15 protein-coding genes and 1 pseudogene are annotated in these 18,231 nt (G+C 71.1%); 11 read left to right on the forward strand and 5 right to left on the reverse strand.

The annotated features are described in order from the left end of the window. Window positions 1–211: 211 nt before the first annotated feature. Genes J7E91_RS00590 through J7E91_RS00625 form a run of 8 tightly spaced genes read left to right on the forward strand, consistent with a single transcriptional unit; the run spans window position 212 to window position 9,767 of the window. Window positions 212–1,393 (forward strand): glycosyltransferase family 4 protein, encoded by a 1,182-nt coding sequence (locus J7E91_RS00590; protein ID WP_308375888.1) that lies wholly within the window; start codon window positions 212–214, stop codon window positions 1,391–1,393. Then, entirely contained in the window at window positions 1,390–2,844 is a 1,455-nt protein-coding gene (locus J7E91_RS00595; RefSeq protein WP_214898124.1) for an exopolysaccharide biosynthesis polyprenyl glycosylphosphotransferase, read from the forward strand. The genes J7E91_RS00590 and J7E91_RS00595 overlap by 4 nt, the downstream gene beginning before the upstream one ends. Window positions 2,845–2,846: 2 nt before the next feature. Further along, the gene (locus tag J7E91_RS00600) at window positions 2,847–4,154 is read left to right on the forward strand and encodes an O-antigen ligase (protein ID WP_214898126.1); all 1,308 of its coding nucleotides are present in this window, start codon (window positions 2,847–2,849) and stop codon (window positions 4,152–4,154) included. Next, window positions 4,151–5,923 carry a lipid II flippase MurJ gene (locus J7E91_RS00605; RefSeq protein ID WP_214898128.1) on the forward strand — a complete coding sequence of 591 codons (1,773 nt, stop codon included), beginning with the start codon at window positions 4,151–4,153 and terminating at the stop codon, window positions 5,921–5,923. Before J7E91_RS00600 ends, J7E91_RS00605 begins: the two co-directional genes overlap by 4 nt. Continuing rightward, the gene (locus tag J7E91_RS00610) at window positions 5,913–6,671 is read left to right on the forward strand and encodes a polysaccharide deacetylase family protein (protein WP_214898130.1); all 759 of its coding nucleotides are present in this window, start codon (window positions 5,913–5,915) and stop codon (window positions 6,669–6,671) included. The genes J7E91_RS00605 and J7E91_RS00610 overlap by 11 nt, the downstream gene beginning before the upstream one ends. Beyond that, complete coding sequence (locus tag J7E91_RS00615) at window positions 6,668–7,819, forward strand: glycosyltransferase (protein WP_214898132.1); 1,152 nt, start codon at window positions 6,668–6,670, stop codon at window positions 7,817–7,819. The genes J7E91_RS00610 and J7E91_RS00615 overlap by 4 nt, the downstream gene beginning before the upstream one ends. Further along, window positions 7,816–8,559 carry a lipopolysaccharide biosynthesis protein gene (locus tag J7E91_RS00620; protein ID WP_251014983.1) on the forward strand — a complete coding sequence of 248 codons (744 nt, stop codon included), beginning with the start codon at window positions 7,816–7,818 and terminating at the stop codon, window positions 8,557–8,559. The genes J7E91_RS00615 and J7E91_RS00620 overlap by 4 nt, the downstream gene beginning before the upstream one ends. Further along, window positions 8,559–9,767, forward strand: a complete 1,209-nt coding sequence (locus J7E91_RS00625) for a GNAT family N-acetyltransferase (protein WP_214898134.1) — start codon at window positions 8,559–8,561, stop codon at window positions 9,765–9,767. The genes J7E91_RS00620 and J7E91_RS00625 overlap by 1 nt, the downstream gene beginning before the upstream one ends. Here the strand turns inward: J7E91_RS00625 and J7E91_RS00630 are convergent. Both J7E91_RS00630 and J7E91_RS00635 read right to left on the reverse strand, forming a co-directional pair. Further along, entirely contained in the window at window positions 9,721–11,034 is a 1,314-nt protein-coding gene (locus J7E91_RS00630) for a glycoside hydrolase family 26 protein (protein ID WP_214898136.1), read from the reverse strand. The genes J7E91_RS00625 and J7E91_RS00630 overlap by 47 nt on opposite strands. A 183-nt stretch (window positions 11,035–11,217) precedes the next feature. Next, on the reverse strand, window positions 11,218–12,510 hold the full coding sequence (locus tag J7E91_RS00635; RefSeq protein WP_214898138.1) for a cytochrome P450: 1,293 nt from the start codon (window positions 12,508–12,510) through the stop codon (window positions 11,218–11,220). A 342-nt stretch (window positions 12,511–12,852) separates the two neighbouring features. Here J7E91_RS00635 and J7E91_RS00640 point away from each other — a divergent pair, with 342 nt between their 5' ends. Beyond that, the gene (locus tag J7E91_RS00640) at window positions 12,853–13,407 is read left to right on the forward strand and encodes a tyrosinase cofactor (protein ID WP_214898140.1); all 555 of its coding nucleotides are present in this window, start codon (window positions 12,853–12,855) and stop codon (window positions 13,405–13,407) included. A gap of 16 nt (window positions 13,408–13,423) precedes the next feature. After that, complete coding sequence (locus J7E91_RS00645) at window positions 13,424–14,287, forward strand: tyrosinase family protein (RefSeq protein WP_308375889.1); 864 nt, start codon at window positions 13,424–13,426, stop codon at window positions 14,285–14,287. Window positions 14,288–14,326: 39 nt separating this feature from the next. Here the strand turns inward: J7E91_RS00645 and J7E91_RS00650 are convergent, their stop codons facing one another. Then, complete coding sequence (locus J7E91_RS00650; protein WP_214898142.1) at window positions 14,327–15,313, reverse strand: sigma-70 family RNA polymerase sigma factor; 987 nt, start codon at window positions 15,311–15,313, stop codon at window positions 14,327–14,329. Window positions 15,314–15,414: 101 nt separating this feature from the next. Then, window positions 15,415–16,713 (reverse strand): MFS transporter, encoded by a 1,299-nt coding sequence (locus J7E91_RS00655; protein ID WP_214898143.1) that lies wholly within the window; start codon window positions 16,711–16,713, stop codon window positions 15,415–15,417. Between the two features lie 62 nt (window positions 16,714–16,775). Between J7E91_RS00655 and J7E91_RS00660 the strand changes: the two genes are divergently transcribed. Next, the gene (locus tag J7E91_RS00660; RefSeq protein ID WP_214898144.1) at window positions 16,776–17,729 is read left to right on the forward strand and encodes a LysR family transcriptional regulator; all 954 of its coding nucleotides are present in this window, start codon (window positions 16,776–16,778) and stop codon (window positions 17,727–17,729) included. A gap of 9 nt (window positions 17,730–17,738) precedes the next feature. Here the strand turns inward: J7E91_RS00660 and J7E91_RS00665 are convergent. After that, window positions 17,739–18,179 (reverse strand): annotated as a pseudogene (locus J7E91_RS00665) (ionic transporter y4hA); the annotation flags it as partial. Between the last annotated feature and the right edge of the window lie 52 nt (window positions 18,180–18,231).

The raw sequence follows: 18,231 nt of genomic DNA on the forward strand, positions 1-18,231 counted from the left end.
AAGCGGTCAACCGCTGAAGAGGCATGTCAATTCCGGGAGACGGCATTCCCTGACCGGGACTCCAAATGGCCGAAGGGGCGCGTTCAAGCGTGATTTTCCAACTGGCTTTCTGACAAAGTTCACTCCTGCTTTGGTCATCTTGTTTTGAAAGCCGAAACCCGCGTTGCTTTCTCGGTCAGTTTCTACGGTCCACGTACGAAGAGAGCCGCACGTGCAGCAACGAAGTTGGACTGAGCAGGGTCAACTGACGATTTTTCACCTGGTTCAGCCGGTGGAGGGCGGAGTCGCGCGCGTGGTCACCGATCTCGTCAGAGCGCAGGCGAGCGAAGGTCTGCGAACCGTGGTGGCCTGCCCCCCCGGCGGCACCCTGGCGTCGGACGCCGCCGAGGCCGGAGCGCACGTACACCCCTGGCCCGCCGAACGCGCTCCCGGCCCCACCCTGCCCGGCGAAGTCATGACCGCCGCCAGGCTGATCCGCCAGAGCCGCCCCCACGTCGTGCACGCCCACAGCGCCAAGGCCGGACTGGCGGGCAGGCTGGCCGTACGGGGCAGGGTGCCGACCGTCTTCCAGCCCCACGCCTGGTCCTTCGAAGCCGTGCGGGGACGGGAAGCCGCCCTGGCCCTCAAGTGGGAGCGGTACGCAACCCGTTGGGCCGCACGGACCCTGTGCGTCAGCGAGACCGAGCGCAGAACGGGTGAGGAGGCCGGCATCGCCGCCCGCTGGTCGGTGATCCGCAACGGCATCGACCTCCGCCACTTCCGCCCCGGCGAGGGCGCCGGCCGCTCCGCCGCCCGTGCCGCGCTGCCACTCCTCTCCGGGGTGCCCGCCGGAACGCCGCTGGTGGTCTGCGCGGGCCGCCTGTGCCGCCAGAAGGGCCAGGACGTTCTGCTGCGGGCCTGGCCGCGCGTGGCCTCGGCGGTGCCCGGCGCCAGGCTCGTCCTCGTCGGTGACGGACCGGACCGCGACCGGCTGATGGCGGACGCCCCGCCGGGCGTGCTGTTCGCGGGCGCGAGCCGCGACATCCGGCCGTGGTTCCACGCGGCCGACCTCGTCGTCCTGCCGTCCCGCTGGGAGGGCATGGCACTCGCCCCGCTCGAAGCCATGGCCTGCGGCAGACCCGTCGTCCTGTCCGACGTCAGCGGCGCCAGAGAGAGCCTTCCACCCGGCCACGAAGCCCACTGTCTCGTACCGCCCGAGAACCCGGTGGCCCTCGGGGCGGCGCTCACCACGCTGCTGGCCGACCCGGGACTCCGCGAGTCCCTCGGCCGCGCGGCACAGACCCACACCCGGTCGAGCTGCGACGTACGCCGGACCGCCGCGGCTGTCTCCGGCCTCTACCGGGAACTTGTCAGCCCTCACCGACCCATGACGAGGAAGCGCACGGAGCGATGACGACGGAGAGTGCATTCGCGCCCAACACCGCCCAGGCCACGGCCGTACCGCTCACGGCTCCATCGGTCCACCCGCCACGCAGCGCCACCGGCCGCCGCCCCGCGCCCCTCGCCACCCGGGGCATCCGCCGACGCGGCCCCGTGGCGGGACTGCTCGTCGCCGACGCGCTGGCCGTGGCCCTCACCCTGGCGCTGATGCCGTGGCCGGCCACGGTGTTCGCCCCACTCGCGGCGCTCATGCTCGCGCTGCACACCTACCGAGGCCTCTACCGCCCGCGCCTGTCCCCCTCGGCACTCGGCGAACTGCCCCCGCTCCTGCTCCTCGCCGTGATCCAGTGGTACGCCACGGCAGAGGCCCTCGCGGCGTACGCCCCGCAACACGCCGTCACCTGGAGCACCCTCACCCTCGCCGCCACCACGCACACACTGCTCGCCTGCACCGGCCGGGCCGTGGTCTACCGCACCCGCCGGCGGACGGCGGCCAGGCGCCCGCAGTCGGCGCTGATCGTGGGCCGGGGTCCGGTCGCCCACCAGGTCACTGCGGCCCTGCAAGACCGGGCCGAGTACGGACTGCGCCCCGTCGGCAGGGTCGACCAGACCCACACCTCACCCACGGACGACACCACCCGCACGGACACGCTGCCGGTCCTCGCCACCCCGGAGGACGTCAGCCGCGCGGTGATCCAGAACTCCGTACGCCACGCCGTCTTCACCCACCCGCCCGAGCCGGAACTCGTCACGCTCCTCGCCGACCACGACTGCCGGCTGTGGCAGGTGGACGGCAGCACACCCGGCACCCTCACGCACCCCCAACCCCCGGACCACCTCTGGGGATTCGCCGTACGCCCACTCCACACCGGACCGCACCGACCACTGTCACGCGCGGCCAAGCGGGCGATGGACACCCTGGTGGCCGCCGCGGCGCTCCTCGTGGCAGCGCCGGTCATGGCCGTATGCGCCCTCGCCGTACGCCTCTCCGACGGACCCGGCGTCATCTTCCGCCAGGAGCGCATCGGCCGCGACGGCCGCCCCTTCACCCTCCTGAAGTTCCGTACGCTCTGCCCCGCCGACGAGCACGAGTCCGCCACCCGCTGGAGCGTGGCCACGGACCACCGCATGAGCCTTACGGGCAACCTCCTCCGCCGCACGTCCCTCGACGAGCTTCCCCAGCTCTGGAACGTCCTGCGCGGCGACATGAGCCTGGTGGGCCCCCGCCCGGAACGCCCGTACTTCGTCAAGAAATTCAGCCACACCTACCCCGGCTACCAGGCCCGCCACCGGATGCCCGTGGGCATCACCGGCCTGGCCCAGGTGAACGGATTGCGCGGCGACACCTCCATCGAGGACCGCGCCCGCTTCGACAACCACTACATCGAGACCTGGTCGCTCTGGCAGGACGTGTGCATCCTCACGCGCACCGCCGCTTCCCTGTTCCGGCTCGGAGGCAGCTGAGCATGACCATGCTGTGGACGGCACCAAGCGTCCGCCGACTGCCCCTACTGCCCCTGATCGCGACAGTGCTGCTCCTGGCAGTACCGATCCAGACACCAGAAGCAGGAACATCCGCCAACATCACACCGGCGGACATCGCATCCTGCGCCCTGGTGATCCTCGCCGTCGCCGCAGCACTGCACCTCCGCCGACGCCCCCTCACACCCGCCGCCGCGCTCGTCCTGGGCCTCCCCGCAGTCGGCATCGCCGTGGCAACGGCGACCGCCGCGGACCCCGCGGCCGCCCTCACCGGATACGTCCGCTACCTCCAGGTCTTCGTCCTCGTCCCCGCAGCGGTGATCCTCCTCCTCCGCACCCCCCACCACTTCCGCCTCGTCACCGGCGCCCTGATCGTCCTGGCACTCGTCCAGGGAGCGACAGGCGTCTACCAGTACGCCACCGGCACGGGCGCGTCGTACATGGGCGAGGACATCAGGGCCGTGGGCACCTTCGGCCCCACCGACGTCATGGGAATGGCCACGGTGGTCTCGTACGGTCTCCTCGCGGCCCTGGCCCTGGCCCTGCGCCCACCCCACAACGCACCCTCCTGGCTGCGCCCCTGCGCGATCGCCACCGCGGCAACTCTCACACTCCCCCTGGCGGTGTCCTTCAGCAGAGGGACCTGGATCGCCACGGTGGTCGCGGCCCTGGCCATGATCTTCCTCACCGGCCTCCGCCAGGCGGCGAAAGCCCTGGCGGCCGTGACGGCAGCATCGGTCATCCTCGTGGGCGGCTTCGGCATCGGCTCCGAAATGATCTCCCAACGCCTCACCAGCATCACGGAGGTGACCGAAGCGCCCGACCGCTCGGTCAACGACCGCTACACGATGTGGGCCGCCGCGGCGAGCATGTGGCAGGACCGCCCCGCCACCGGGGTGGGCCTCAAGGGCTTCCCCGCCCACCGGGACGCTCACGCGTCGATCGGCCTCTCCTCGGGCAGCGACACGGCGGGCGCGGGCCAGTCGTTCCACAAGCAGCCACTGCTGTCCCCGCACAACATGTACCTCCTGATCCTCAGCGAACAGGGCCTGATCGGCCTCACGGCCTTCGTCGGCACCTGGGCGGCGGTCCTGACGGCGGGCCTGCGCAGACTCACCCACAAGGCCCCCCGCAGAGCCGCCGACTGCGGTCTGGCGGCCATGGGCCTGGCGATCTGGCAGACGGTCGACTTCCTGTACGCCGACATCGGCGGACCCACGACCGTGCTCACCGGCATCGTCCTGGGCCTGGCCGCCTGGTGGGCCCTGGCGCCGTCCGAGGAGACGGAATGACCGACGCTCCCGCCCCTCCGACGCGGCCCCACCCCGCCCAGCAGCCCGAAGTGCCGGGAGGGGACGTGCCGGGGCGCTCCCCGCAGGGCGTCGAACGCAACCACCCCGAACAAACCACCCCCCCGAACGTTCGGCGCCCGAGGAGACGCCCCGGCGCGGCACCGACCCCGGAGTCCCTGGAAGCGCGTACACCGAAGCTCGGCCGCTTCCTGGCGCGGGCCGCCGCCGTAACCGCCGCCCTGACCGCGGCAGGGGCACTGCTGGGCCTCGTACGGGACCAGACCATCGCCCACCTGTTCGGCGCGAGCGTGGAGAGCGACGCCTTCCTGATCGCCTGGACCGTGCCGGAGATGGCCGCCACCCTCCTGATCGAGGACGCGATGGCGCTCCTTCTGGTCCCGGCCTTCAGCCACGCCCTGGCCCACCGCGCCGCCCGGCGCACGCAGGACCCCACCCTGTCCTACGACGCCGTAAGGGCGCTGGTCCTGGCCACGCTTCCCCGGCTCTGTGCCGCCCTGGCCTGCGCGGCCGTGCTCCTGATCCTGGGCGCGCCCTGGCTCGTACGGCTCCTCGCGCCAGGCTTCAGCAACCCCCAACTGGCTGTCGACTGCACCCGCCTGACGGCCGTCACCGTGTTCACCTTCGGCATCACCGGTTACTTCAGCGCGGCCCTGCGGGCCCATGGCAGGTTCCTGCTCCCGGCCGGCGTCTACGCCGCGTACAACGTCGGCATCATCACCACGACGCTCACCCTGCACTCCCTCTGGGGCGTACGAGCAGCCGCGGTCGGCGTAGCCGCGGGCAGCCTCCTGATGATCCTGACCCAGCTCCCCACCTTCCTGAAGCTCACGAGCCTCCACCGCGCCCCCCGCCACCGCACCACTCCCGCCCCCACTCCCGCCACCGCACCCCTCCTGGCCACAGCGGTCCTGGCCCCCGTAGTGCTCTTCGCGGTAGGCCGCCAGGCCCAGGTCCTGGTGGAGCGCTTCCTCGCCTCGCCCCTCCCCGGCGGAGCGATCTCGCACCTGAACTACGCGCAGAAGGTGGCGCAGATGCCGATGGTGCTGTCCCTCATGATCTGCACGGTGACGTACCCGGTGGTCGCCCGCGCCATGGCCGAAGGGGACCGGGAGGGCGCCCGCCTCAGGGTGGAAAGGGACCTGGCCCTGGCCGGACTGGTCGTACTCCTGGGAACGGCGATGGTCCTCGGCTACGCGCCGCAGATCATCGAAGTCCTCTTCGAACGCGGCGCGTTCGACGCCCACGACACCGCGACGACCGCGACCGTCATGCGCGTGTACGCCGTCGGCCTGCTGGGCCACTGCCTGGTAGGCGCCCTGAGCAGGCCGTTCTTCTCCGCCGGCAGCACCACCTGGTACCCGGCGGCGGCCATGGCCGCAGGCCTGGTCGTCACCACCGCGGCCGGCGCGGCCCTGGCCGGACCGTTCGGCGTACACGGCATCGCGGCGGCCAACGCCGTCGGCATCAGCACCACGGCGCTGCTCCTCCTCGGCGGCCTCGGCTCGCGCGTGGTTCCCATCCGGGTACGGGCCGTCATCGCGTCCCTCGGCCGGCTGACGACCGCGGCGGCGGCGGCCGGCGCGGCGGGCTGGGCGGCCGCGCCAAGGGTGGCGGACCCCCTGCTGAGCGTGGCCGTCGGCTGCGTCCTCGTCCCCACCGTATTCGTCCTCTCCGGACTCGCGGTAAGAGCTCCGGAGGTCGTTCACCTGCTGGCCCTCACCCGACAGAGGTTCCGTCATGGCCGCTGACACGGCGACCCGTAGCACCGAACGCCCCGTATCCGGCCCCCACGGCCGGCCGTGGATCCTGATGTACCACTCGGTCGGCGACCCGGCGGACGACCCGTACGGCATCACCGTCTCCCGTGACCGGCTGGACCGGCAACTGGCCTGGCTGCGCCGCCGAGGACTCACCGGCGTCGATGTGGGCACACTGCTGCGCGCCCACGCGGCGGGCCGCGCCGGCCGCCTGGTCGGCCTGACCTTCGACGACGGATACGCCGACTTCCTGCACGAGGCCCTGCCGGTGCTGCGCCGGCACGAGTGCACGGCCACGGTGTTCGTACTGCCCGGCCGGTGCGGCGGCTCCAACGGATGGGACCCGCTGGGCCCGCGCAAACGGCTGCTGACCGAAGAGGAGATCTCCCGAGCGGCGAAGGCGGGCATGGAGATCGGCTCGCACGGCCTGTACCACCAGCGGCTGCCCGGCCTGCCCGACGGCGTACTGCGCCAGGAGACGCTCCACAGCCGGGAGTTGATCCGCGAAATCACCGGGACCGCCCCGGAGAGCTTCTGCTACCCGTACGGCACCGTCGACCAGCGAGCGGTCGACGCGGTACGCACCGCGGGCTACACGTACGGCTTCGCGATCGACCCCGGACCCCTGGTCGGCACGTACGCCCTGCCGCGCACACACATCAGCCACGCCGACCGCGGCCTGCGCCTGCGGGTGAAGCGCCTGCGGCACCGCTTCGCCCCGTCCGGTACCGGCCGATGAAGGCGCTGCACATCATCACCGGGCTCGGCATCGGAGGCGCCGAGCAGCAACTGCGGCTGCTCCTGCGTCACCTGCCCGTACCCTGCGACGTCGTCACGCTGACGAACCCGGGCCCGGTGGCGCACGGGCTGCGCGCGGACGGCGTCCGGGTCGCGCACCTGGGGATGAAGGGCAACCGGGACCTCAAAGCCCTGCCCGCGCTCACGCGACTGGTCCGCCGTGGCAAGTACGACCTGGTCCACACGCACCTGTACCGCGCCTGCGTCTACGGCCGGATCGCCGCACGGCTGGCGGGTGTCCCGGCGGTTGCCACGGAACACTCCCTCGGGAAGGCGGAGATCGAAGGCCGCCCGCTCACCCGCGGGGCCCGCGCGCTGTATCTGGGTACGGAACGCCTCGGCGCGGCGACCGTCGCCGTCTCCGCGACCGTCGCCGGGCGGCTGCGCGACTGGGGCGTGCCGGCAGCGCGAATCCACGTGGTCCCCAACGGCATCGACGCCGCGCGCTACCGCTTCGACGCCACACACCGCAGCGTCACCCGCGCCCGACTGGGCGTCCCCGCCGACGCGTTCGTGGTCGGCGGCGTAGGCAGGATCGTCGCCGGAAAGCGATTCGACGTGCTGGTCCGTGCGGTGGCGGCGCTGCCCGGAGCGTGGCTCCTGCTGGCCGGTGACGGCCCCGAACGCGACGCACTGCGCACGCTGACGGCGCGCCTGGGAGCAACGGACCGCATCCGCTTCCTGGGCGAATGCGACACCGCACTCAGCCCGAACCCAAGCCAGAGCCCCCCCATCCCCGCCCTGCTCTCCGCGATCGACGTCTTCGTGTCGACGTCACGCGAGGAGGCCTTCGGCCTGGCCATGGTCGAGGCGCTGGCCGCAGGCCTGCCCGTACTCCACCGCGCCTGCCCCGCCATCGACGACCTGCCGCCGGGCCACGCTCCCGGCGCCCGGCGCATCAGCGGCAGCGTCGGTGAGCTGACGGCGGCCCTGCGGCAGCGGATGGAGGGCGGAGTACGCCGGCTGGTGCCGCCGCCCGCCGTCAGCCACTACGACATCGCGCGCAGCAGCGCACGCCTCATGGACGTGTACGCACACGCCCTCGCCCCCGCCTCCGCTCCCTCGACCAGGAGAGAAGCACACCGATGACCGATTCACCCGAGCAGCAGCAGCCGGCCGCCCCCGGACGGTTCGGCCGACTCGTCGCGAAGATCAAACCCAAGATTCAGGCCATTCCTGTGCCCGTCTGGTGGCCCGTGCCCGTATGCGCTGTGCTCGGCACGGTGTGCGGAGTGTCCTACGGCGCCCTCCAGACCCCGGAGTACACCGCCACGAGTTACGTCGTAGCCGTTCCCGCCAAGGGCATCGAGCCCACCGCGGCCCTCGGCTACGCCCAGGCGTACGGCCGGATCACCACCAGCGACTCCACCCTCGCGTACGCGCGCGTGGCGGCGGGAGTTCCGCCGAAGGCACTGCGTACCCAGGTCAGTACCGAGACGTCCCCCGACTCGCCGATGATCGCGATCACCGGCACCGCCGACAAGCCCGCCGTGGCGGCGGACATCGCCAACGCCGTCGCCGAAGCCGTGTTCGTCAGCAGCAACCACGTCTCCAAGAACACCGGCGTCAAGCTGCTCGTCTTCTCCCAGGCGATCGCGCCGACCGAGGCCGCCTCACCGTCGCTCCCGATCAGCGCGGCCGTGGGCGGGAGCACCGGCGGCCTCATCGGCGGACTGGCCCTTCTCGTACGGCCGAAGCGCCCCCGCGCGACCGCGTCGGCGTCGGTGCCCGCACCGTCCGCCGCCCCCGCCGAAAGTCACCCCAATCCCAACGCCAACGCCAACGCCAACGGGACCGCGAACGCCAAAGCCGAGCGGGAGCTGGTGTGATGGCCGCGGCCGGGAACCAGTGGGGCCGGGACCGGGGCCTGACCGTCACGCTGTGCCGCGACCCCAAGCGGTTCGCCGCGCTCCAGGAGGAGTGGGACGGGCTCCGTCGCCGCTGCGCCTCGGCGACGCCGTTCCAGAGCCACGCCTGGCTCCACTCGTGGTGGCTCTCGTACGGCGGGAACGGCCGGCTCCGGGTCGTACTGGCCCGCCGTGACGGCCGGCTGATCGGCGCCGCGCCGCTGATGCTCGTACACCGCCCGATGCCGCTGCTCGTGCCCATCGGCGGTGCGATCTCTGACTTCTCCGACGTACTCGTCGACGACGAAGAGGCGACGAGCGCGATCAGAGCACTCGAACGAGGACTCGACCGTGCCGCCCGGCAGGCAGTGATCGACCTGCGGGAGGTACGGCCGGGAGCGGCGGCCGAGCGGCTGTACGAGCGGTGGACCGGCGCCCGGGCCCGGCTCACGGACTCGACCTGCATGGAGCTGCCCGCCGAGCCGATCGACGACCTCGTCAAGCGGATGCAGAGCAGCCGCGCCCAGCGCGTACGGGCCAAGCTGCGCAAGATCGACGCACTGAAGATCGAGAGTCACGTGGTCGCCGGGCACGAAGTGCCCGGCGCGGTCGGCCGCCTGCTGACGCTGCACGAACTCCAGTGGCGGGGCCGCGGCGTCAACGTGGAACACCTCAGGCCGCGCTTCGCCGAGCACCTGGTGCGCGCCGCGAGCCGGATGCTGAGGGACGGCGAGGCCGCGGTCACGGAGTTCCGGCTGGACGGCGAGGTGATCGCCGTGAGCATGACCCTCCAGTCGGGCCTGCTCTCCGGCGGCTACCTGTACGGGGCCGATCCGGGGCTGCGGGAGAAGAAGGTGGACGTGACGACGATGCTGCTGCGCCAGGAGGCGCACCTGGCGGCGGGCTCCGGCCGGGGCGTGCTGAGCCTGCTGCGCGGATCGGAACCGTACAAGAACCACTGGCGGCCGGAGACGGTCACCAACCAGCGGCTGCTGCTGGCCCGGTCCGGCCTGGAACCCCTGCTGCGCGTGCGCGAGTCGCAGGTGACCATGCGGGACCGGGCCGCCGAGACCGTGAGTACGCGCTTTCCCGCGGCGCGTGACTGGCGGGACCGGGTGAACAGCTGGCGGGCGGACGGCACCGTCAGGATTTCCAGCGCTCCGGGGATTCCGGCTTCACACAGAACGTGAAGTCCCGCAGCCACTGGTTGATCCATTCGCCGAACTCCTTCGGCATGCACCATTTCTCGGAGTCCGGCTTCTTCGGGGGCTCGGTGGGCGTGGGCTTGACCGGTTTGACCTCCGAGGGTTTCGTCGCGGACGGCGTGGGTGCCGGGGGCGGCGTCGGGTCCGACGGCGAGGGTGTGGGCGCCGGCGCGTCCGGCGTCTGCGTCTTGGGCATCCGCCACCCGGACAGCTTCGAACGGAAGACCTCCGAGGACCGGGGGTTCTCGTCGCACTGCCAGACGCCGTGCGGACAGTAGTCGGTGATGGTCTGGTAGAGCGGCTTGTGCCGGGCCATCCAGTCGAGCATCCCCCTCATGTACTCGGGGTTGTCACCGTTGCGGAAGAGCCCCCACTCCGGGTAGGAGATGGCCTTGTTGTGCTCGGCGGCGAAATCGACCTGCTTCTGCAGCCCGTACGGATCGGACACCTGATCGTCGAACGTGTCGCCGGGCGGCTGGTCGTACGAATCCATGCCGATGATGTCCACGACGTCGTCGCCCGGATAGCACTCGGTCCACGGAATCGCGTCGATGCCCCGGTTCGGGGCGAAGTCGAAGCGGAACTTCTGGCCGGGAACGGTACGCATCGCCGTGACGATGCGGTTCCAGTACTCCTTCCAGGAGTCGGGGTCGGGCCCGCAGCGATGCGAGTACGTGGTGCCGTTCATCTCCCAGCCGAGGACGATCACGGTGTCCGGAACGCCGAGCTTCACCAGGCGCGTGGCGAGTCTCCGGTAGTGGTGGTCGAAGCTTCCGTCGGCGCCCTCCTGAAGCAGGTCGCGCACCTCGTCGTCGGAGAGGTGCTCCTCGTTCCGCTCCATCATGGGCACATTGAGGACGAACAACCGGTCCTTCGCGCCGCGCCGCCAGTCCGCCCAGGACCGCAGGAACTCGGGACGGCCTTCGATGTTCACCCAGAGGTCGCCCGGCAGGTAGGTGTGCCCGACCGACAGTTCCGCACCGCCCAGCCACTCCGACAGCTCAGCCATTCGTGTCACGCCGTCAGGCCCGTAGTCGAGATACGCGCCGATGGCCGACACGGGCCCTTCGGACGGAACCGGGCCCGGCTCAGGACTCACAGCCGGACCCGGCTCGGGACTCACGGCCGGACCCGGGGGCGGGGGCTCGGTGGGGGATGCCAGCGCCCCTCCCGCGAAAGCACCACTGGCGACGGCGAGACTTATGGCAACCGTCCCGATACAGGTGCCGGTGAGACGGCGCCTCTTTGACATGACTCCTCCTACCGATCGGTCGTTGTTGCCGACGCTTCGACAGTAGGCAGGAAGTCGTACTAATGGGCTGTCTGAATGCTCGTCAGTAGGCCATTGGCGATAAGAGGCGTCCTTCAAATCGGCCACGCGAGTGAAATTGATGGTTCTGGCGGGACCGGCACCGGGACGGGTACCGGGACCGGATCAGGACGGTTCGAAAGCGAAACGCAGCGTGCGGACGCGGTTGTCGAAGTTCGAGTCGACGAGTTCCGGAATGCCCACCGCCCGCAGATCTCGCGGCCGGGTCAGCAGTTCATGGAACAGCGCCTTCATCTCCTGCCGGGCCAGATGTGACCCAAGGCAGTAATGCGGCCCGCCCCCGCCGTATCCCAGATGCGGATTGGGGTCCCGGGTGATGTCGAAGACATCGGGGTCAGTGAACACCGCTTCGTCGCGATTGGCGGAAGCGTAGAAGAGCACCACCTTCTCGCCGGGCCGGAATTCCCGGCCGCCCAGCGCGCATTCGGTCGTGACCGTACGGCGGAACTGAATGATCGGCGTCGAGTGGCGGACGATCTCGTCCACCGCCCCATCGGCGTACTGCTCGAAATCCGCAGCCAACAGGTCGCGCTGCTCGGGGTGTTCGGTGAGAAGCGCCAACCCGTGGGCGATCGCGTTGCGCGTGGTTTCCACCCCGGCGACCAGCAGCAGGGAGAAGAAGGCGCCGAGCTGGCGGGAGGAGAGCGACTGGCCGTCGATGTCCGCGCGTACCAGCGCCGAGATCAGGTCACCGGTGGGGTGGCGGCGGCGCTCACGGGCGAGCTTCGCCATGACGAGCTGCATATGGGCCAGGGCGCGCAGACCGCGTCCGGGCACCCGCAGCCGGGCCCGCACGCCGCGCTGCACGCCGACGTTCTCGGACGCGTGGTTGACGCGGTCGGCGATCTCGGGCCGGTAGCGCTCCGGGATCCCCATCAGGTTGCAGATGACCTCGAACGGCATACGGGAAGCGACCGACGGCACGAAGTCGCGCGGCCGCTCGACGAGCATTTCGTCCACCACACGCCTGGCGACGTCCCGGATGTCCTCCTCCGCGGCGGCGAGCAGGCGCGGCGTGAAGGCGCGGGAGACGATCCTGCGCATCGTGGCGTGCTCGGTGCCGTCCATATTGACCATCGAGTTACCGAACACCGCCTTGGCCCAGGCGGCCGGCTCCGGAGTGGTGACCCCCGGAGCGCTCGCGAACTGCCTCGGCTGCCGGCTCGCCTCCATCACGTCCGCGTGCTTCACCAGCGCGTAGAAGCCCTTGCCGGCTCTCCCGGCCCTGCGGGAGGAGCCCGGACTCTCCCCGAAGAGCACCGGGGCGTCGAGCCCGCGCAGCAGCGCGAAGGCCTTCAGTCGTTCGGAGCGCGGCAGTTGCCAGAACAGCGGATCGGCGAGATCGGCGTTGTGCGCGCGCAGCATCTGCTGCGTGGACGCCTGCGTCGGGATCTTCATACCCACACCCTTCAGGAGCTCGGGCGGTCGTTTTGGCCCGAACCAGTTGCTGCGGACGGGGGAACTATGCACTGGTTCGGGCGTTTGGCTCGTTCTTGCAGAGCAACAGCGTGTCTGCGAGCCGGAGGGAATGCACCTACTGATGAAGTTGACCACCCGAGGTTGTGTCGCGGCGGCATTTGAAGGGGACCTGGGTGCGCCGCGCGCCGTCTCCGAAGGCTCGGACTGAGGGGCGCGCCGGGCGCCTGCGAGAACTGTTTCGCCGATGCGTCGTTGTTGTCAGCACCGAGGCATGTGTACGTCGAGAGAGTGGATCAACGCGAGCGGCAAGGGGTATTCGGCATGGATCTGATCACGCGCAGGAGCGCAACGACCGTGCGAGGGGCCTTCCTGACGCGCCGCATCCTGCTGCGCGGCGCCTTCACGGTAGGCGTGATCGCGGGCACCGCGGGGGCGCTCACCCCGATCCTCACCAAGAGGCTCGGAGCAGGCACCCGCCCGGCGAACGGCCCGCAGGCGGCAGGGGCCGCAAGGGCGGCGGCGGTGGTGGCAGGGGCGGCGGACGCGGCACAGGAGCGGTTCGCCGAGACGTACCGCGGCCGGCACATCCAGGCGACCACGAGGGCCGCGTTGCCCGCGAAGCGGGCCTGCGGGTCAGACCGCGCCGGGTCAGACCGCGCCGGGGCGGTCGGTGACGCCATGACTGTCACCGCCGTACGGGACGTCGAGGTGCGCATCGACGGCAGGCCGCTGCACATCATGCGGCGCGCCGACGGCAGCTATCTGAGCCTGGTGAACCACTATGAGTCGTTCCCGACGCTCATCGGCGCGGCACGCGCCGCGGTGGACGAGCTGGGTGACGCCCAGCTGTCGGTGGCCCCCCAGCACAGCCTCTGAAGCCGGGAGGGCAGACGTGGTTTACACCCGGAAGAACCAGCGCGACCTCACCCGAACGGAGAAGAAGCGCCTGGTCAGTGCGCTCCTGGAACTCAAGCGCTCGGGGCGCTACGACGAGTTCGTGACCATGCACGGCCGGTACTACGTCCCGGACGCCGATGGCGGGCCGCGCGTCAGCCACATGGCGCCCTCCTTCCTCCCGTGGCACCGCCGCTTCCTCCTGGAGTTCGAGCGCGCCCTGCGGGCCGTCGATCCTGGGGTTTCGGTTCCGTACTGGGACTGGACGAAGGACAACACTCCGGCCGCCTCGCTGTGGGCGGAGGACTTCCTGGGAGGCGACGGCAGGGCCGGCGACAGGAAGGTGACGACGGGGGCGTTCGCCCACGCCAACGGGAACTGGAACCTCCGCCGACGGATCGGTGACCGCGCCTTCCTCACCCGCAACCTGGGCCGGCCCTCCGACCCTGTCTCGCTGCCCACCCGTCAGGACGTGGCCAAGGCGCTGAGCGACCCGCTGTACGACGCGGCGCCGTGGGACTCGACCGCGACCAAGGGCTTCCGGAACAAGATCGAGGGATGGGGGCGCGGCGGCACGGTCACGACGTACAACCACAACCGGGTCCACCGCTGGGTCGGTGGTGTGATGATGGGCGCCACCTCGCCCGACGACCCGGTCTTCTGGCTCCACCACGCCTTCGTGGACCTGCTCTGGGACCGCTGGCAGGAGGCCCACCCCGGCTCCGGTTATCTGCCGCGCGAGAAGCTGCCCGCGTCCGACCCGCAGCACGGGCGGGTCTTCAGCCTCAACGAGCCGATGCCGCCGTGGAATGTGACGCCCGCGCAACTGCTCGACCACAGCGGCGTCTACCGCTACGCCTAGCGCCGGACACGACTGCGGCCTCCCCGTTGCGTGAAGCTCCTACTCCTTTTCGAGCCGCGCGGGCAGGTCGAAGAGCGGGAACCAGCGCTTCGTGTCCAGGAAGGACGTGATGCCGCTGACCTTCCCGTCCACGATCTCGATGACCATGAGCGCCCAGGGCTCGAAGCCGCCGTCGCCGGACTGGCTCGGGTGGTAGTGGGCGAAGGCCGGCGTGCCGTTGGCCACGACTGGCACCAGCTTGGAGCCCCGGCAGACCTCGCCGACGCCCAGCATCCAGCCGACGATGTTGTCGTGGCCCTGCAGCCACAGGTCGTACGGCGGCATGGACAGCGTGGCGTCCTCGTGGAGCAGCGCGGTCAGGGCGGTCATGTCGTACCCCTCGAAGGCCGCGACGTACCGCTCCAGCAGCTTCTGCTGTTCCTCGTCCAGCGGATCGGCGGTATCCGTGTCCTTGGCGCCGTGTTCGGCGATCGTCGCGCGGGCCCGCTGGAGCGCGCTGTTCACCGAAGCGACCGTCGTCTCCAGCAGCTCCGCGACCTCGCTCGCCTTCCAGGCCAGCACCTCGCGCAGGATCAGCACGGCCCGCTGCTTGGGCGGCAGGTGCTGGAGCGCGGCGACGAACGCGAGGCGCACGGTCTCGCGCGACACGGCCGTCTCGGCCGGGTCGACCACCGAGGGCAGCACCCGCCCGTCCGGCACCGGCTCCAGCCAGGTGATCTCGGGACGGGAGTTGAGCGCGGCCTGCGCCACCGGGGTCGCGGCCGTGAGGTCCATGGGGCGGGCCCTGCGGTTGCCCGCGTTGAGCATGTCCAGGCATACGTTCGTCGCGATGCGGTACAGCCACGACCGCAGCGACGAGCGTCCCTCGAACTTGTCGAAGTTCCGCCACGCCCGGACCATCGTGTCCTGCACGGCGTCGTCCGCCTCGAAGGCGGATCCCAGCATCCGGTAGCAGTAGCCGGTCAGCTCGGTCCGGTGCTTCTCCAGCCGGGAATCCAGGTCCTGCGTCGTCACGGCATCAGTCATCGGTCCACCCCACTCGCGGCCTTTGGCACCAGCCCTTGGGAAGTTACCGGACCCCACTGACAATCATGGCCCAGCCGCGAAACCCGCCCCACCGGAGGGACTCAGGCCCGCGCCGCGCCCCTCGTCCGCAGCGCCACGAGCTGCCGCTGTTCGACCCTGGCGACCCGGGTCCCGTACAGCGTGATCGATACGACGCCGAGCACCGCGACCAGCCCGAGGAGCACGGTCCCCGCCCAGCCCCCGGCGTGGAAGGCCACCGCGCCGAGCGTGCCGCCGACGCTGCTGCCGAGGTAGTACGCCGACTGGTAGAGCGCGGACGCCTGCGCCCGCCCCGTCTTCGCCGTACGGCTGACCGAGGACGACGCCACCGCGTGCCCCGCGAAGAACCCGGCGGTGATCAGCACCAGACCCGCCAGGACGGCGGCCAGCGAATCGGCCACCGAGAGCAGCAGACCGGCCGCCGTCGTCGAGACCGCCAGGTACAGCGCGCCCCGGCGGCCCAGGCGGGCCACCAGCTTTCCGGCCGCCGCGGAGGAGACCGTACCGACGAGGTACACCAGGAAGACGGACCCGATGACGCCCTGCGGGAGGCTGAAGGGAGCCTCGACCAGCCGGTAGCCGATCACCGTGTAGACCGCGCCGAAGACCGTCATGAAGAGCGCGCCGATGGCGTACAGACGCAGCAGCAGCGGATCGGCGAGGTGACCGCGGACCGTCTTCGCCAGCGCCCTCGGGTTCAGCGAACCGGGCGTGAAGTGACGGGCCTTCGGCAGCATCAGCCGGTAGACCACCACGCACACCACGGCCATCAGGCCGACGGCGGCGAGCGCCGCGCGCCAGTCCCACACCTGGGCCGCCCAGCCGGTGACGATACGGCCGCTCATGCCGCCGATGGAGTTGCCCGCCACGAACAGGCCGATCGCGGCGATCAGCGCCTTCGGCCGTACCTCCTCCGCGAGGAAGGCCATCGCGGAGGCCGGCACACCGGCCAGCGCGGCGCCCTGCACCGCGCGCAGCGCCACCAGCCACTCCAGCGACGGCGCGAACGGAATCAGCAGGCCGACCGCGACGGCGACCGTCAGCGACACCGTCATCATCCGGCTGCGCCCGAAGCGCTCCGAGACGGCGCTCATCGGCAGTACGAACAGGGCCAGCGCACCCGTCGCGGCCGAGACGGTCCAGCTCGCGGCGCTCGCGCTCGCGCCGAAGTCGGCGGAGATCAGCGGCAGCAGCGCCTGCGTGGAGTAGAGGAGGGCGAAGGTCGCCACCCCGGCGGCGAAGAGCGCGAAACTCATGCGGTGGTAGCCGGGGGAGGAGGGGGCGAGACGGGAGTCGGTGTCGACAACAACGGCGTCGGCGTCCACTTGGGTGGTGGACGCCTTGGTACTGGCAGGAGGCATGCATCGAACGTAGACACAGCAAGTTCATGCGTCCAATGCACAAACCCGAGATAATCAATCCCATGGTGCATAACCCCAGCTCACGGTCCCGGCTGTCACCCAGCAGTTACGAAGAAGACATTCAGCAGGTACTCGCGCCGCGCCTCGCGTACTTCGCGGCGGTCGCCCGCCACGAGCACGTCACCCGCGCCGCCCACGAGTTGGCCGTCCCGCAGTCGACGCTTTCGCGCGCCATGGTCAGGCTGGAGGAGGACCTGGGCGTCGCCCTCTTCGCCCGCAAGGGCCGCACGGTCTCCCTCACCCCCGCGGGCCGCACCTTCCTCACCACCGTCGAGCGCGCGCTGTCCGAGGTCGAGCGGGCGGCGGACTCGGTACGGGCCGACGCCGACCCGGCGACCGGCAAGGTCGCCTTCGGCTTCCTGCACACCATGGGCTCGGAAACGGTCCCAGGCCTGATCCGCGCCTTTCGCGCGGACCACCCCCGGGTGCGCTTCCAGCTCGTACAGAACTACGGCGAAGCCATGATCGAGCGGCTGCGCGCCGGTGACCTCGACCTCTGCCTGACCTCGCCCGTCCCGGACGCCCCCGACCTGGTGGCCCGCCGCCTCGACGAGCAGCGGCTGCGCCTGGTCGTCCCCGACGACCACCGCCTGGCCACCCGCAAGCGGGTGCGCCTCGCGGAGGCGGCCGACGAGGCGTTCGTGACCCTCGAACCCGGCTACGGGCTGCGGCGTATCACCGACGACCTGTGCGCCGAGGCGGGCTTCAAGCCGCGCGTCGCGTTCGAGGGCGAGGAGGCGGAGACGCTGCGCGGCCTGGTGGCGGCCGGGCTCGGCGTCGCCCTGCTGCCGCCGCCGGCGGTGGCCCGGCCCGGCGTCAGGGAGCTGACGGTGACGGCCCCTCGCGCCGTACGCGAGATCGGCGTCGCCTGGCTGGACGGCCACCCGGACACACCCCCGGTGGCGGCCTTCAAGCGCTTCCTGCTGTCGCGCCGGGGCCATCTCCTGCCGGAGTAGCGCCGCACGTCACGGACTGACGGCGAGCACCATGTACGCCGCGAGGAGCGACAGATGTACGCCGCCCTGGAGCGGCGTCGCGCGCCCCGGCACGATGGTCAGTGTGCCGACGGCCACCGTGAGCGCGAGCAGCACCATGTGGGAGGCGCCGAGCCCCAGCAGCAGCGGCCCCTCCATCCAGACGGACGCCACGGCGACCGCCGGAATGGTCAGTCCGATGCTCGCCATGGCCGACCCGAGCGCGAGGTTCAGGCTGGTCTGCACCCGGTCGCGCCTGGCAGCCCGTACGGCGGCGATCGACTCGGGCAGCAGCACGAGCAGCGCGATCACGACACCCACCACCGAGGCGGGCAGCCCGGCCGCCGCCACCCCCGACTCGATCGTCGGGGACACGCCCTTCGCCAGCCCGACCACGGCGACCAGTGAGACGGCGAGCAGGCCGAGGCTGATGACCGGATCATGCCACCGACCCTGACAGAGGGGTGCGCCGGGCGCGCGTCGT

It is taken from the genome of Streptomyces sp. ISL-99 (assembly GCF_018614005.1).
Lineage (GTDB): Bacteria > Actinomycetota > Actinomycetes > Streptomycetales > Streptomycetaceae > Streptomyces > Streptomyces flavidovirens.